This window comes from Streptomyces sp. NPDC048415 (genome assembly GCF_040651675.1).
Lineage (GTDB): Bacteria > Actinomycetota > Actinomycetes > Streptomycetales > Streptomycetaceae > Streptomyces.
Genome location: NZ_JBEZKJ010000043.1, coordinates 1 through 15281 on the forward strand (window position 1 = coordinate 1; position 15281 = coordinate 15281).

At 73.4% G+C, this 15281-nt stretch carries 12 protein-coding genes; 5 read left to right on the forward strand and 7 right to left on the reverse strand.

Annotation, left to right across the window (positions count from 1 at the left end; translation table 11 throughout):
- A complete protein-coding gene (locus tag AB0D27_RS25550; protein WP_362513041.1) occupies positions 1 to 1377 on the reverse strand; it encodes an MFS transporter in 1377 nt (458 codons plus the stop codon).
- A 381-nt stretch (positions 1378 to 1758) separates the two neighbouring features.
- Between AB0D27_RS25550 and treY the strand changes: the two genes are divergently transcribed.
- Positions 1759 to 4119, forward strand: a complete 2361-nt coding sequence (treY, locus tag AB0D27_RS25555; protein ID WP_362513180.1) for a malto-oligosyltrehalose synthase — start codon at positions 1759 to 1761, stop codon at positions 4117 to 4119.
- Here treY and AB0D27_RS25560 read toward each other — a convergent pair.
- Complete coding sequence (locus tag AB0D27_RS25560; protein WP_362513044.1) at positions 4079 to 5083, reverse strand: cytochrome P450; 1005 nt, start codon at positions 5081 to 5083, stop codon at positions 4079 to 4081. The genes treY and AB0D27_RS25560 overlap by 41 nt on opposite strands.
- Before the next feature lie 79 nt (positions 5084 to 5162).
- Here AB0D27_RS25560 and AB0D27_RS25565 point away from each other — a divergent pair, with 79 nt between their 5' ends.
- A complete protein-coding gene (locus tag AB0D27_RS25565; protein WP_362513047.1) occupies positions 5163 to 5447 on the forward strand; it encodes a hypothetical protein in 285 nt (94 codons plus the stop codon).
- Between the two features lie 61 nt (positions 5448 to 5508).
- Here the strand turns inward: AB0D27_RS25565 and AB0D27_RS25570 are convergent, their stop codons facing one another.
- Positions 5509 to 6453 carry a LysR family transcriptional regulator gene (locus AB0D27_RS25570; RefSeq protein ID WP_362513050.1) on the reverse strand — a complete coding sequence of 315 codons (945 nt, stop codon included), beginning with the start codon at positions 6451 to 6453 and terminating at the stop codon, positions 5509 to 5511.
- Between the two features lie 99 nt (positions 6454 to 6552).
- On the opposite strand from AB0D27_RS25570, the gene lpdA reads away from it, so the two are divergent.
- On the forward strand, positions 6553 to 7977 hold the full coding sequence (lpdA, locus tag AB0D27_RS25575; RefSeq protein WP_362513053.1) for a dihydrolipoyl dehydrogenase: 1425 nt from the start codon (positions 6553 to 6555) through the stop codon (positions 7975 to 7977).
- 220 nt (positions 7978 to 8197) lie between these two features.
- Positions 8198 to 9445, forward strand: a complete 1248-nt coding sequence (locus AB0D27_RS25580) for a M14 family zinc carboxypeptidase (protein ID WP_362513056.1) — start codon at positions 8198 to 8200, stop codon at positions 9443 to 9445.
- Between the two features lies 1 nt (position 9446).
- Here the strand turns inward: AB0D27_RS25580 and AB0D27_RS25585 are convergent, their stop codons facing one another.
- The 3 genes from AB0D27_RS25585 to AB0D27_RS25595 all read right to left on the reverse strand — a co-directional run bounded on the left by AB0D27_RS25585 (position 9447) and on the right by AB0D27_RS25595 (position 12087).
- A complete protein-coding gene (locus tag AB0D27_RS25585; protein WP_362513059.1) occupies positions 9447 to 9860 on the reverse strand; it encodes an SSI family serine proteinase inhibitor in 414 nt (137 codons plus the stop codon).
- A complete protein-coding gene (locus AB0D27_RS25590) occupies positions 9857 to 11182 on the reverse strand; it encodes a M14 family zinc carboxypeptidase (RefSeq protein ID WP_362513062.1) in 1326 nt (441 codons plus the stop codon). Before AB0D27_RS25590 ends, AB0D27_RS25585 begins: the two co-directional genes overlap by 4 nt.
- A gap of 353 nt (positions 11183 to 11535) precedes the next feature.
- Positions 11536 to 12087: a DUF1707 and FHA domain-containing protein gene (locus AB0D27_RS25595; protein ID WP_362513065.1), complete on the reverse strand. Its 552-nt coding sequence runs from the start codon at positions 12085 to 12087 to the stop codon at positions 11536 to 11538.
- Positions 12088 to 12280: 193 nt separating this feature from the next.
- On the opposite strand from AB0D27_RS25595, the gene treZ reads away from it, so the two are divergent.
- Positions 12281 to 14026, forward strand: a complete 1746-nt coding sequence (gene treZ, locus AB0D27_RS25600) for a malto-oligosyltrehalose trehalohydrolase (RefSeq protein WP_362513067.1) — start codon at positions 12281 to 12283, stop codon at positions 14024 to 14026.
- Between the two features lie 212 nt (positions 14027 to 14238).
- Here the strand turns inward: treZ and AB0D27_RS25605 are convergent, their stop codons facing one another.
- Entirely contained in the window at positions 14239 to 15171 is a 933-nt protein-coding gene (locus AB0D27_RS25605) for an aminoglycoside phosphotransferase family protein (protein WP_362513070.1), read from the reverse strand.
- Positions 15172 to 15281 lie beyond the last annotated feature (110 nt).

Genomic DNA, 15281 nt, shown 5'->3' on the forward strand with positions numbered 1-15281 from the left:
TCATCGAGGAGTGGGCGGTACGGGCGCTGCGCCGGCATGGGCTGGCCGGCCGGCTCGTGGAGCGGGCGCAGCCGCACAGCGAGTGCGAGTTCCGGTGTACGTCGTGGGGCGCGCCGTGAGGGCGATGGCGCAGGCGAGCGCGGCGGCCGAAGAGCCCACCGCGAACGCCGCGGTGGGGCCGTAGGACTCCGCGAGGCGTCCGCTGACGGCGACGGCGAGGGCCTGACCCCCGACGATCGCACTCGTCGCGAAGGCCATCGACTCGGCCAGCCGTGCAGGTGGCACGGCGCGCTCGGTCAGCCCGAACACGGTGATCAGATGCGGGGCGTACGCGACACCGAGGACGGTGACGACGGCGTACAGCCCCCACAGGTTCTGCGTCCACAGCAGCGGCAAGGACAGCAGGAGAGCCGCCGCGGTGGCTGACCTCCAGCGGGCCCCGGGCCCGAACCGGGCGGGTACGGCGGCCATCGAGAAGCCCGCCACGGCACTCATGATCCCCATGGTGGCGTACACCAGACCGGCCTGGTCCTCCTGCCCCAGGCGCTCGGTCAGCGCGGTGATGCCGGCCTGACAGGCGCCGAACATGGCGCCCTGGAGACCGAGAGCCACGCGCAGGGCGTGCACGGAACGGGGGATGCGGGGGCGCGCGGTATGGGCGCGCGCCCGATTCCGAGCCGGGCGCGCGGCGGTGGCCGTGGGGTGCAGGGCGAAACCCGTTCCGCACACGGCCGCCAGGAGGCCCGCGCCGGCCAGCGCGTACGCCGGGTGGGCCAGCACCGCCGCGGCCCCCACCAAGGCGGGGCCGAGCACGAAGGAGATCTCGTCCAGGGTGCTCTCGAAGGAGAGCGCGGCGTTCACCGTGCGGTCGTCCGCCCCGGTGCCACGGGCCAGGGCGACCACGCGGGCACGGGCCAGCGGGCCGATGAGCGGGACGCTCGCGCCGGCGAGGGCGCCGAGCAGGGCGAGGGGTGCCGGGGCCAGATGGGTGAGCGCGCCCGTCACCAGAGCGGCGATCGCCAGGGCGTTGGCCAAGGAGAAGACGAGGACGACCGTGCGCTGGCCGTGCCGGTCCGCCAGACGGCCCACGAGAGGGCCGCAGGCGACCTGCCCGACGGCGAGCGCGCCACCGACCAGTCCCGCGGTGCCCAGCGAGCCGCTCGTCCGCGCGACCAGCAGCACACTGCCGAACTGGACGGTGGCGGTGGGCAGCCGGGCCAGGAAGGACACGACGGGGAGCGACGCGCCGGTCAACGCGATGACACGGCGGTAGGCACCGGGCAGGGCGTTCGCACCGCCCGGCGTGCGCGGTGTGACCGACGTGCGCCGGGCACCTGGCGGCTGCGGTGTGCTCGGCGGGTGCGGCGTGCTCGGCATGTGCGGTGCGCCTGGCGGGTGCGGTGTGACCGACGTCTGCCGTGTGCCTGGCGGGTGCGGTGTGGCTGGCGAGTGCGGTGTGCTCGGCGGGTGCGGTGTGACCGACGTATGCGGTGCGCCCGGCGGGTGCCGTGTGCCCGGCGTGCCGCCGCTCGGGTGTGGTGCGTCCGGGGGGTCGGCGTGCGGCTGGGATGCGGCCGCGCCCTGCGTGTCCCGGCTGTTGTGCCGGCCCGTGTTGCCCATCGTTCGACGTTAGGCACGCGCGTGTGCACGGATGCATGCGTCGATGACACGAAAGCCGACGAGGCGGGTACGTAGCTTCGCATGACACCTGAGCGTCCCGACCCGGTGATTACGGACTCGGTGGTCCCCGGCCGCGTGATGACCGCCGCGCCGACCGCCACGTACCGGCTGCAGCTGCAGCCGGAGTTCCCCTTCGAGGGCGCCGAGGCGGTCGTGCCGTATCTGGCCTCGCTGGGCGTCTCGCATCTGCATCTGTCGCCCGTCCTGGAGGCCGTCCCGGGCTCGAAGCACGGCTACGACGTGGTGGACCACGCGCGCGTGCGGGCCGAACTGGGCGGCGAGGAGGGCCTGCGTTCCCTGGCAGGCACGGCGCGGGACCACGGCCTGGGCCTCGTCGTGGACATCGTGCCGAACCACATGGCCATGGCACCGCGCCACAACCGTCCCCTGTGGGAGGTGCTGCGCGAGGGCCCTCAGGCGCCGTACGCGCGCTGGTTCGACATCGACTGGGACGCCCAGGGCGGCCAGCTGCTGCTGCCGGTGCTCGGGGGCCGGCTCGGCACGGAGATCGACCACTTGAAGGTCGACGGCGACGTACTGCGCTACTACGACCACGTGTTCCCGCTGCGCGAGGGAACCGAGAACCTGCCGATGCCGCGGCTCCTCGACGCGCAGTGGTACCGCCCGGTCTGGTGGCGTCTGGCCCGCACCGAGCTCAACTACCGCCGCTTCTTCAGCATCTCGGAGCTCATCGGAGTACGCGTCGAGGACCCGGAGGTCTTCGCGGCGACCCACGCGAAGATCCTCGAGCTGCTCGACCAGGGCGTGATCGAGGGACTGCGCATCGACCACCCGGACGGTCTGGCGGACCCGGACGCCTATCTGCGCCGCCTGCACGAGGCGACCGGAGGCCGCTGGACGGTCGTCGAGAAGATCCTCGCGGACGGCGAGCCGCTCCCGGCCGCCTGGCCCGTGGCGGGCACCACAGGCTACGACGCGCTGCGACAGGTGGACGGCCTCTTCACGGACCCGTCGGGCGCGGGCGAACTCCTCGGGGAATACCGGCGTTTCGCGGCCCCCCGGGCCGACCGGGGCGGCCACTGGGAGGCGACGGCGCGTCGGGCGGCGTACAAGGTGATCACACACGAACTCGCCACGGAGGTCGACCGCCTCACGCGCGTGGTGAGCGAGGTGTGCGCCACGTCCCCGGACCCGGCGTTGCGCGATCACGCCCCGTGGGCCCTGCGTACCGCGCTGCGGGAACTCCTCGTACGCCTCGAGGTGTACCGCCCCTACCCCTCCACGGACGCCTCCCTGGTGGTGACCGAGCAGGCCGCCGACGAGGCCCGGGCGGTGTTCACGGTGCCCGAGGAGGCGCACGCCGTGGACGTCGTACGGGAGCTGGTGCTCGGGCGGGCCGGAGACGGGCCCGAACACGCGGAGTTCCGGGCGCGGTTCGCCCAGACCTCGTCCGCGTTGCGGGCCAAGTCCGTGGAGGACACGGCGTTCTACCGCTATGTGCCGCTCCTGTCGGCGAACGAGGTGGGCGGCAATCCTGGCAGCCCGGCCGTGTCACCGGAGGACTTCCACGCCTTCTGCGCGCGCGTGCAGCGCGACTGGCCGGCCACCGGCACCGTCCTGTCCACGCACGACACCAAACGCAGCGCCGATGTCCGCGCGGCGCTCTGGGTGCTCGCCCAGTGTCCTCAGCGGTGGTCCGATCTCCTCGCGGAGGTGACACGCGACGGCACCGGGATGCCCGACCCACAGCTGGCGTGGGCCGCGTGGCAGACCGTGTTCGGGCTCGGTCCGGCCTCCGAAGAGCGAGTCCAGGGCGCCCTGTTGAAGCACGTCAGGGAGGCCGGACTGCACACCGCCTGGACCGAGCAGGATCCCGCGTACGAGGACACAGTGGCGGCGTTCGTCGCCGAAGGACCGTGCGGGGCGCCTGGGCGGCGCGTGGCGGCCTTCCGGGACTCCCTGGCGCCGCATGTGCGGGCGAACGTTCTGGGGGCCGCCCTGGTCCATCTGACGATGCCAGGGGTACCGGACGTCTACCAGGGCACCGAGGACGAGTATCTGGCGCTGGTGGATCCGGACAACCGGGGGGCGTTCGCGCCGCACGAGCGGCGGTCGGAGAAAGCCGCGCTCACCGGGGTGGCCCTGCGGCTGCGCGCGCGGCGCCCCGCCCTCTTCGGCGATTCGGCGACCTACGCGCCGCTGGCGGCCGAGGGCCCGGGGGCCGCGCACTGCGTGGCGTTCGTCCGCTCCGCAGAGGTGATCACCGCTGTCACGCGGCTGTCGCTGCGGCTGGCGGGCGCCGGGGGCTGGCGCGACACCCGGCTCCCGCTCCCCGAGGGGCGATGGGCCGATCTGCTCTCTCCGGGGAGGGAGTTCACCGGGCACGCGCGCATGGAGGAGCTGTTCGAGCGGCTGCCCGTGGTGCTGCTGGAGCGCATCAGCGCAGGCGCACCCGCAGCGTCCGGGGAGAGCGGCTGATCAGGCCCTCCACAGCGGGCCGGAAACCCGGGGCCCAGCGGAGGTCCGGCAGGGCGGCCAGCAGGGCGTGCAGCCCGTGTTCCGCCGTGAGCCGGGCCAGCAGGGCGCCCGGGCAGAAGTGCCGTCCGGAGCCGTAGGCGAGCTCTCCGGGGTCGGCGCGGAAGGCGTCGTAGCGGTCCGGGTCGGCGAACCGCGCCGGGTCGCGGCCCGCGGCGCCGAGCAGACAGGCCACGGCGGCGCCCTCGGGTATCGGGCCGACCGGTTCGACGGCCCGGCGCCGCACGACGTGCAGCGGCGGATCGCGGCGCAGCGACTCGGCCCACGCACCGGCCGTCAGCGCGGGACGGGCGCGGATCAGGGCCAGCTGACCCGGGTGGTCGAGAAGGTTGGCGAGGAACGACGCGAGGGCGCGGGCGGTCGTCTCGCCGCCCGCGCCGAGCAGGGTCCCGGCCAGACCCGCCACGGCCTCGTCCGGCAGCGGACGCCCGTCGGCCCGGGCCGTGCACAGCGCGGACAGCAGATCGCCGCCCGGGTGGGCGCGGCGGCGCGCGATGTACGGCCGCAGGAAGAGATCGAGTTCGGAGTGGTGCCCACTGAGGTGGTCGAGGCCGGTACGGCACCACGCGTGCACGCGCGCGGTGTCCTCGTAGGGCAGCCCGAGCGCGGCGACGGCCGCCGCGGTGGGCAGCCAGTGGCAGAACTCGGCGACGAGATCGGCCTCCTGACGGGCGGCGAGGCGGCGGGCGAGGACGTACGCCGTGCGTTCGACCCCGGCCGTCAGCGCGGCCAGCGCACGCCCGCGGAACGCCGGTGAGACGAGGGCCCGGTGCGCGCTGTGGGTACCGCCCTCCAGATGCGCCAGGGTGCGTCCGGGCGGCGGCGCGACGAGCCGCGGGTCAGCGAGCGCGGCGCGCACATCGGCGTACCTGCTGACCAGCCAGGCGCCGAACGGCGCGTCGTACACCAGCGGGAAGCGTCCCCGGAGGGTGCGGTACAGCGGGTAGGGGTCACGCTCGACACCTGGGGCGAGCAGGCTCGGCGGCGTGCACGGACTGGCCGACGGCGGGCCGGGCGGCGCGGCCGGAGTCACCGGCGGCCCCGGCGGCGCGGCGTGGGGCGCCGGTGGCGGGCTCGTCAGCGTGGACAGGGTCGTCAACGGCGGGCTCGGCGGCGCGGCCCAGGTCGCCGGTGCCGGGCTCAGCGGATGCGAGCCCCGGTGCGCGGGCCGGTCTGCGGGACCGGCACTCGAAGGCGCCGTCTGCGGGCCGGCACGTCGTGGCGGCTCCGTCGGCACCGCCGCATGCGCGCCTTCGCCGGGAATGCCATGAGGACACAGCACCGCCGGCCTCCCACCTCGGGTCTGCGCGCCGGACCCGCGCGCGGTTGCTCTCAGCCGACCACCGCGGGCTCAGGACCGCAGTTCTCGTACGCCCGAACGGGTGAATCTGGCTGTCCGTAGGGCCCTGACGCACGCAACAGCTCCACGAAGGCCGCGGCGGCGCCCGTCGGCGCCGCGCGCGAGAAAACGGTCAGGCCACGCTTCCAGGGCGGCTCGACGGAAAGCACCACGCAGTCCTCGCCGACGGCGCCGCGCACGATGTGCGAGGGCGCGGTGCTGACACCTACCCCGGCCGCCGCCATCCGCACGGCCGTCGAGGTGTGCTCGGTGAACACGGCCGTACGCGGCCGGAAGCCCGCCTGTCCGCACGCCCAGTCGAGGAAGCGCTGACCGTGGACCACCGGCTCCATGGCGCAGCGGATCCAGGGGCGGTCCGACAGCTCGGCCAGCGTCACCGATGTGCGGCCGGCGAAACGGTCGTCGAAGGGGACCACGAGGACGATCTCCTCCTCGCCGACCGGCAGGACACTGCCGGGCCAGTCGGCGGGCGCGGGCCCGACGGCGAGGTCGGCGATGCCGCGCTCGACCTGCTCCTCCAGTGCCTGCGAGGTGGCGTACTCGTGGAGGTGCAGCAGGACGCCGGGGTGCGCCGTCCGCCAGCGCGCGAAGACGTCCGGGAGGATGCCGACGGCGATGGAGTGCACGGCGGCGATGTGCAGTTCGCCGCCCTCCGCGCCGGCGGCGGCGCGAGCGGCCCGCTGGGCCTGTGCCGCGCTGTGGACGGCGAGTTCGGCGTGCGGCCGGAAGGCGCGCCCCATGGGCGTGAGGCGCACACCGCGCGGCATGCGCTCCAGGAGCGCGCCGCCGACGGTCTTTTCCAGGGCCTTGATCTGGTGGGACAGCGCGGGCTGGGTGACATGGAGGGCCTCGGCGGCGCGCGTGAACGACGCCTCCTCGACGACCGTCAGGAAGTACTCCATCTGCCGCAGGCTCATCCCCGGGACCTTCCGCAAGCGAACTCATAAGCGTTCTGCATGAGTTCCACAAGAACATTGCCTTGGACTCATGGCAAGGCTCGGACGGAGGCTGTGGGCATGGACATCACGAAGACATCCGAGGCCACTTGCGACGTGATCGTCATCGGTGGAGGCACCGGTGGCTACAGCGCCGCCCTGCGCGCCGCCGCCCTCGGTCTCGACGTCGTGCTCGCCGAGCGCGACAAGGTCGGCGGGACCTGCCTGCACCGCGGCTGCATCCCGAGCAAGGCGATGCTGCACGCCGCCGAACTGGTGGACGGCATCGCGGAGGCGCGTGAACGCTGGGGTGTGAAGGCCACCCTGGAGGAGGTCGACTGGCCCGCGCTGGTGGCCACGCGCGACGACATCGTGCACCGCAACCACAAGGGGGTGGAGGCGCACCTCGCCCACGCCGGCGTGCGGGTCGTGCGGGGCAGCGCTCGGCTGACAGGCGTGCGCGGGGCGCACATTGAGGGCGCGGGCGACTTCATCGCGCGCCGTGGCATCGTCCTCGCGACCGGCTCACGCCCGCGCACGCTCCCGGGGCTCACGCCGGACGGACGGCGCGTGGTGACGAGCGACGACGCCCTGTTCGCGCCCGGGCTTCCGAAATCCGTGCTGGTGCTCGGCGGGGGCGCGATCGGCGTCGAGTATGCCTCGTTCCACCGTTCCATGGGCGCGGACGTGACGCTCGTGGAGGCCGCCGACCGGCTCGTACCGCTCGAGGACGCGGAGGTGAGCCGCCACTTGACGCGTGGTCTGAAGAAGCGCGGCATCAACGTGCAGGTGGGGGCCCGGCTGCTCGACCCGGAGGTCCTGGACGACGGCGTACGGGCCCGGGTGCGCGCCGCGCGCGGTGAGATACGCGTCGTCGAGGCGGAACGGCTCCTGGTGGCCGTCGGACGGACGCCGGTGACCGACGGGCTGGAGCTGGTCGCGGCGGGCCTCAGAACGGACGAGCGGGGCTTCCTGGCGCCCGCCGACTGGGACCGTCTGGAGACGGCGGTGCCCGGCATCCATGTGGTGGGTGATCTGCTGCCGCCTCCGTCCCTCGGCCTCGCCCACGCCTCCTTCGCGGAGGGCCTGTTGGTGGCCGAGACGCTGGCCGGAGTGCCGTCCGCGCCGGTCGACTACGCGGCCGTGCCCCGGGTCACCTACTCGTCGCCGCAGACAGCGGCCGTGGGACTGAGCGAGGCGGAGGCACGCGCGCGTGGACACGAGGTGGACGTCAACACGATGCCGCTGACCGCCGTCGCGAAGGGCATGGTGCACGGCCGGGGCGGCATGGTGAAGGTCGTCACCGAGGCGGACGGCGGACGGGTGCTGGGCGTCCATCTGGTCGGCCCGAACGTCTCGGAGATGATCGCGGAGAGCCAGCTGATCGTCGGCTGGGACGCCGAGCCGTCCGACGTGGCCCGGCACGTCCACCCGCATCCCACGCTCTCGGAGGCGGTCGGCGAGACGTTCCTGACGTTCGCCGGCCGCGGCCTGCACCAGCAGTGACCCGCCGACGCGGCCCACATTTCGGCCGACGGCGAGTCCCCTTCGCCACGGACTCCGGAGCCGCCGTATGAAGGTGGACTCCCCCCAGCCACCCTTAACGCACCCCCCTGCCAACGGTAAATGCCACCTGGCGCCCCCTGGCGCCGCCCCGTCAACTGCTTGACAGTTCACCCAGACCGTGGAGTACTGCCAAAAGCGACGCAGGGCGGACAAGTCGGGGGTGAGTCTCCTGCCGGAGTTGCGCTACCCCAGTGTGACCGAAATCGTCTCGTCCGCCCGGGCGTTGGCGGCTCACCGACCCAGCCTGTGCGTCCTCAGACAAGTGGGTGTCTCGCGCGCGGGCAGACCCCTTCACCTGCTGTCCATCGGCCACGCCGAGCGCGCGGTCCTCGTCGTGGCGGGTGCCCACGCGAACGAGCCGACGGGCGGCTCGACCTTGCTGGCGCTCGCCGAACGCGCGCTGCGCGAGAGGGACCTGCGCCGGGACACCTCCTGGCACTTCCTGCTCTGCGCGGATCCGGACGGGGCGAGCCTCCATGTGACACCCGCGCCGCGCACGCTGCTCGACTACCACCTGGGCTTCTTCCGTCCGGCGGGTCCCGAACAGCCGGAGTGGTCGCCCTCCGTCCTGCCGCCCGACCGGCTGCCGCCGGAGACCCGCGCACTGACCCGGGTCATCGACGAGCTGCGGCCCTACCTCCAGGTGACACTGCACGGGACCGATCTGGGCGGCAGCTGGGTGCAGTTGACCAAGGACATCCCGGGGCTCGCCGAGCCCTTCGCGAAGTCCGCGGCGGAGTTGCACATTCCGGTGGAGACGGCAGCGTCGGATGCCGCGGGCTGGCCCGCCTCCGGCCCGGGGGTGCATGTGATGCCGGCACCCGGCTCGGACACGGCGTACCCGAGCATGCCCGACGACGCGCGGCACAGCACCTGGTACCACGCTCACCGGTACGGCGGTCTGACCGCCGTCGTCGAGGTGCCGATGTGGGCCAGCGACCTGGTGGACGATCCGGCGCCGCACCCCGCCCCCGCGGCGGCGATGCGGCGCCTGGCACACCGGCTGACGCGCGACGCGCTCCAGGTGGAGGCGGTGCTCGAGGAGACCCTGCCGCGGCTGCCGGGCCCCGACGGACCGCTCCTGCGGGCCGCGAAGTGGGCGCTGGAGCTGGTGCCCGGCCTCGCCGACGACTGGGCGCGGACGCCGCCTCCGGACACGACGATGGCGTACGTCGGCAGTGTCGACGCGTTCGGCCGCCGGCTTCCGCTGCGGGCCGCCTCGATGCTGCTGCGGGTCCTCCAGGAGACCGACGACCGCGAGGCGGCGCGCCTCGAACGCCTCGTCGCCGCCTGGAGCGACGCCTTCGCCGAACGCTTCCGCGCCCGCTGGGTCCCGCTGGAGCACCAGGTCGAACATCAGGCCCGTACGGTGGTGGCGGCGGCCCGGCACGCGCGCGACGCCGCCTGATTCACTCCGGCAGGTCGAACACCGCTCCTGTCTCGGCCTCCATCACGCAGGAGTTGGAGAAGGTGTGCGTGTAGTCGATCGGCCGGCCGTTCCACTCGCCGCGCGCGGAAGCGGTGATGGGCGCGTAGATCAAGGAGCAGAAGACGTCGGCCTTGGACCGGATCCGGGAGATGTCGCCCTTGGCGGCGTCGAGTTCCTGGCAGGCCTCAGCGGCGTGCGCGTGCCCTTGGGGCGGGTCGCAGATCAGTTCGGTGCCCCGCGTGTGGCCGGCGCGGGCGTCACCGCGGGTGACGCTGAGGTAGAGCCGGTTGCCCGGGACGGCCTCCTGGGGTGCCGGCTGGGCCGGGCTCGCGCCCATGGTGAGGGCGACCGCGGCGAGCAGGCCGACCCGTACCGCTTGCATGGTTGTAGTCATTCCAGGTGCATCGGCACCGCGGCTCCCGAACCCCACCCGGCGTCACCCGAACGGGAGCGCACGCGCGCGTGCCGCCCGGCGAGGTCAAACGCGGCAAGCACCACCCGTGCCTGGTACTCGACCTGGCGGGCGACCGGAATCCAGCGCGCTGCGCAGCCGTCGCGGTAGTCGGCGCACCACGCGTCGATGAGCCGGTCCAGCTCGGGCAGCGCGTCGCGCGGATCTTCCCCGGAGGCGGTCACGAGCTGGTGCAGCAGCCCGGCCGTGCGCAGGGCGACCCGGCGTCCCGCGAGGCGCAGGGCGGTCAGACGGGCGGTGTCGAGCGGGGGCAGGGGGCGGTCCCCGGCGTCGTACACGTCGGGATCCCAGGAGTCGGCGAGTCCGGGTCCGACCAGTAAATAGTCGTCGACGGGCGCGAGCAGACAGGCCGCGTCCGGCGAGGCGCCGAGGCTGGGCCGCACGCGCGCGAGGATGCCCTCCAGGAGCCCCGTATCGCGTCGCAGCGTGCGACTGACGATGCGCAGCACCCCTTCGGCGTCCGCGGGTCTTGCGGGGTCCTCCACGGCGGCTACACCCCACATGGGGGCCTCGACGACCGCGGTCACCGTGCCGTACGGGTGCGGGTGGAACCAGGTGGACTCCACCGCGGCCTCCGTGATGGCCGCTGCCAGGTCTCCCCGGTGCGGCGGCGGGATCCGGTATACGGCGGGCCCGAGCGTCGGCCAGTACAGGGTGTCGTACGGGCCGAGTTCCCGCGGGATGCCGAGACGCGCGGCGGCGTGCGCGACGCGTTGGGCGAGACCGGGCAGTTCGCGGGTCAGCTCGACGAAGGCGCCGCCGACGTCGACGCCGTGCAGGGAGCACTGCAGGAAGGGCCGCAGTTCGTCCTGGAGTTCGAGGAGCGCGCGGGTCTCGGGCAGGGCCGCGCCGTCCGCGCCGTCGGGCAGCCATTCGGGCTGTTCCAGGAATCCGGGCCGGAAGAAGTGCCGGAAGTAGTGGCCGAGCGTGTACGGGCCGGACAGCCAGGCCTCATTGCGGCGGGCGCCGTCGGGGTCGAGGCAGAGCAGCAGGTTCCAGGTGGCGTCCGCGCCCTCGGACAACCGGGGGTCGGCGAGCACCCGTTCGGCCAGCCGCAGGGCCGTGGCCCCGCCGACGGGTTCGTTGGCGTGCGGTCCGGCGACGACGAGGGCCTGGCGGCTACCGTGTCCGACGGACAGGAGCCACAGCGGCGTACCCGCTCGTGAGGTGCCCACGCGGCGCAACCGGGCGTCCTGCGGACGGCGCGCGACGAGCGCGGCCGCGCGGGCGCCCAGCTCGTCCACAGTCGGGTAGCGGTGGAGTGGCGGCAGGGCGCACCTCCACTTTTGTGGTGCCGTCGATTCACCTGATGTGCATGGTGTAGGCACAGTCAGTCACGACTGTGGGGGTACGTCAACACCGCTGAACGTAAGGGAACTTGAGGAAATCGGTGAGTGAAACCAAGGCCAGAGGTCGGTTCGAGGCCGATCCTGGAGGCCCACGCTGCGGCCGGCCAGTCGGACCGTCCGGGAGGCCCACGCTGCGGCGGGCCAGGCCGACCGACTGGGAGGCCACCCCGCGGCTGACCAGTCCGACCGTCCTCGAGGCCCACCCCGCGGCCGGCCAGTCCGACCGCCGCAGGCCCCCCTGCGGCCAGTCAGTCCGACGCGAGCCGGAACGTCATCCGCCCGAAGCCGATCTGGTCGCCGTCCTTCACGACTGTGGCACCGATGACACGTCGTCCGTTGACGGTCGTACCGTTGGTCGAACCGAGGTCGCGCAGCACCCACAGGCCGCCCTGCCGGCTCAGTTCTGCGTGTACCCGGGACACCGTCTCGTGGTTCAGCCGCAGTCCGCTCGCGGGATCGCGGCCGATGCGCAAGGGGTACGGGCTGCCCGGCTGGGGCAGCTGCAGCTTCGGCAGGCGCTCGGCCTGCCAGGCCCTGCGCAGCCGTACGTGGAAGCCGGAGACCGCTTCCACGGTGCCGAACACCAGCTTCGACCAGCGGCCCTCGGTGGGCAGGTCGGCGGTGAGAACGGCGAGTTCGTCGGATCTGCGGGCGGACAGCGCCAGCTCCATGCGGCGGATGAACGTGTCGTGCGAGAGGCGGCCGAGGGCGACGCCGTCACGGAGCGCCTTGAGCGCCCGGTCGCGCTCCGCGTCGGACAGCCGCGCGGGGTACGTGTGGAACTCGAAAGACGACGTCACGCAGGTGATTGTCGGGCAGCGCGCTCGGGGTGTCCAGAAAACCCGGAAACGGCCGCCGCGGCCGAACGGTTCACCCCACTCGGCGAATGCGCCGCGAACACGCGGCAAAAGGGTGGATTCAAAAGCGAATTGATCTCACGTGCAGCACCATGGACGAGCTACGTCACGGTGAGCTGACAAGGGGGAACCGTCTGTGCGGTTCGAAGTGTGGGCACCGCGGGCCGACCGGGTGACGCTCCACTGCGAGGGCGCCACGCGCGCGTTGGAGCGCGATCCGGAGCGTGCGGGGTGGTGGACGGGCGAGGCGGACGCGCGGGACGGAACGCGGTACGGCTTCGCGGTGGACGACGGCCCGGTGCTGCCCGATCCCCGCTCACGGCGGCAGCCGGACGGCCCGGACGGGCTGAGCGCGGTGGTCGACCAGGAGCGTTACCCATGGCACGTCGATTGGGCCGGGCGCCCGCTGCAGGGCGCGGTCCTGTACGAGATGCACGTGGGCACCTACACCCCCGAGGGCACACTGGACGCGGCCGCCGAGCGGCTCGGACATCTCGCGGAATTGGGGATCACTCACATCGAGTTGATGCCCCTGTGCCCCTTCCCCGGGCGGCACGGCTGGGGCTACGAGGGTGTCTCGCTGTGGGCCGTGCACGAGCCGTACGGCGGCCCCGAGGCGCTGAAGCGCTTTGTCGACCGGGCGCACGAACTCGGCCTGGGTGTCGTCCTCGACGTCGTGCACAACCACCTCGGCCCGTCCGGCAACTACCTGCCCGCCTTCGGGCCGTACTTCACGGACACCCACCAGACGCCCTGGGGCTCCGCCGTGAACCTGGACGCGCCCGGTTCGGACGAGGTGCGGGCGTACCTCGTCGGCAGCGCGCTGGCATGGCTGCGCGACTACCGGCTCGACGGGCTGCGGCTGGACGCGGTGCACGCGCTGCGGGACACGCGCGCGTGCCACTTCCTGGAGGAGCTGTCGGCGGCCGTGGACGCGCTCGCCGAGGATCTCGGCCGGCCACTGTTCCTGATCGCCGAATCGGATCTGAACGACCCTCGCCTCGTCACCTCACGGGAGGAGGGCGGTCTCGGGCTGCACGCACAGTGGAATGACGACTTCCACCACGCGCTGCACACCGCGCTGACCGGCGAGGCCCAGGGCTACTACGCAGACTTCGCGCGGGCCCCGTTCGCGGCGCTCGCGAAGACGCTGACGTCGGGCTACTTCCACGACGGCACGTACTCCAGCTTCCGCGAGCGGTCTCACGGCCGCCCCCTCGACCGTACGCGCCTCTCGGCGCACCGCCTGGTCGGCTACACCCAGACCCACGACCAGATCGGCAACCGCGCCCAGGGGGACCGGCTCTCCGCCTCCCTCTTCCCCGGCCTGCTGGCCTGCGCCGCCACGCTGACACTCACCGGCCCCTTCACGCCGATGCTCTTCATGGGCGAGGAGTGGGCCGCGGGCACGCCGTGGCAGTTCTTCACGGACCACACCGATCCGGAGCTCGCCGAGGCCGTACGGCGGGGCAGGCGGCGGGAGTTCGCGGCGCACGGCTGGGCCGAGGAGGACGTGCCGGACCCACAGGACCCGGCGACCCGGGACCGCTCCTGCCTCGACTGGTCGGAACCCGAAAAGGCCCTCCACGCGCGCGTGCTGGCCTGGTACCGCGATCTGATCGCCCTGCGCCACCGCCAGCCCGACCTCTCGGACCCGGATCTCGCGGCGGTCAGGGTCGCCCACGACGCTCAGGCCCGCTGGCTCGCCCTCCGGCGCGGGGACATCCGCGTGGCCGTGAACCTGGCCAAGGACTCCGCGGCGATCCCCCTGGGCATCCGCCACGCGCGCGTGCTGGCAGCTTGGGAGCCGGTCGAAGCGCCCAGCAGCGACGGGGTGTTGATCGTGCCGGGTGAGTCGTGCGTGGTGCTGACACAGGCGTGAGTCCGGGAGTCAACGTTTGCGTAAGCGCCTACGCAAACGTTTGACGTAAGCGCTTGCGAAAAGCGTTTACGCGGAGCCGCGTAAGCGGTTACGTACGCGCCTGCGAGAACCGCGGCGCAAACGCTTACGTGAACGCTTGCGTGAGCGCTTGCGTACACCGCGGCGCAAACGCTTGCGTAAACGCCCACGCCCCCCTCCGCTCGCTACACCCCCTAGTCCATCCCCTCCCGCAGATCAGTCACCCGCTCCAGCAGGATCGACTCCCAAGCGCGGCGCAGTTGGGTCTCCAGCAGGGGGACGGGGCTGTCGTGTCGACCCTGCGGGCGGTCGGCGAGGCGGATGAGGCTGTCGCAGCGGGACAGCCAGAGGCCGCGCAGACAGGGGCGGGCGCTGTACCCGGCGAGGGTGGCGGCGCGTACGGCCGCGGGGGCGCCGACGGCGATCGCGAGCCCGGCGATGTCCTCGGCGGGGTCGCCGATCACCGTGTCGGTCCAGTCGAGTACGCCGCGCACCCGCCCCTCGGCGCTGACCACGAGGTGTTCGCCCTTGAGGCCGTGGTGCACGAGGAACGTGGCGCCGGGCTGTGCGGCGAGCTGGACGGCGGCGGGCGCGGTGAGCTGGGCGAGGCGCGCGGGGTCGAACTCCTCGGCGGCGGCGAGCCGCTCGGCGGCATGCGCGGCGGCTGTCCGCAGGGTCTCCAGGGAGCGCGGCGCGGCGCGCGGGACGCCGAGCGTCTCGGCCTGGCGTACGGGCACCTCGCGCAGCCCCGTCAGCAGTCCCGCGAGGTCGGCCTCGCCGACGGCCGATACGTCCTGCTTCTCACCGGAGTCGCCGGGCAGCCGGGTGTCGAGGGTGTAGCTCAGTCCGCTCGCCCACTCGCCGTGCGCGACGCTCACCGGGACCGCGACCCCGATGTGCGGGCGGACCAGGTCACGCAGCCGCAGTTCGCGGCGCTGGCGTACGGAGGCGTCGCGGTCGTGGGCGAGGCGCAGCACATGGCGACTGCCCACCCACCAGGTGGAGTGCTCCCCGCCCTCGGTGACGGGCCGCACGTCGGGCCCGGCGCCCGCCACCGCGCCGTCGGCGAGCAGGGATCGGACGAGTCGGCGGACGGTGTCCGCGGTCGGTGTCGGTGCCTGGATCATGGTCGCGCCCTTGTCGTCGGGGGCGTTGGGGCCGTCGGGGGCGGTGGTGCCGTCGGGGCGTCGGGGGCGGTGGTGCCGTCGGGGCGTTGGTGCCGTCGGGGGCGGTGGGG

Excerpts from the sequence above, each read along its gene's own strand:
- AB0D27_RS25605 (WP_362513070.1), bottom strand. The coding sequence starts at position 15,171 with ATGATCCAGGCACCGACACCGACCGCGGACACCGTCCGCCGACTCGTC.
- AB0D27_RS25550 (WP_362513041.1), bottom strand. The coding sequence starts at position 1,377 with ATGCCGAGCACGCCGCACCCGCCGAGCACACCGCAGCCGCCAGGTGCC.
- AB0D27_RS25570 (WP_362513050.1), bottom strand. The coding sequence starts at position 6,453 with ATGAGCCTGCGGCAGATGGAGTACTTCCTGACGGTCGTCGAGGAGGCG.
- treY (WP_362513180.1), top strand. The coding sequence starts at position 1,759 with ATGACCGCCGCGCCGACCGCCACGTACCGGCTGCAGCTGCAGCCGGAG.
- lpdA (WP_362513053.1), top strand. The coding sequence starts at position 6,553 with ATGGACATCACGAAGACATCCGAGGCCACTTGCGACGTGATCGTCATC.
- AB0D27_RS25585 (WP_362513059.1), bottom strand. The coding sequence starts at position 9,860 with ATGACTACAACCATGCAAGCGGTACGGGTCGGCCTGCTCGCCGCGGTC.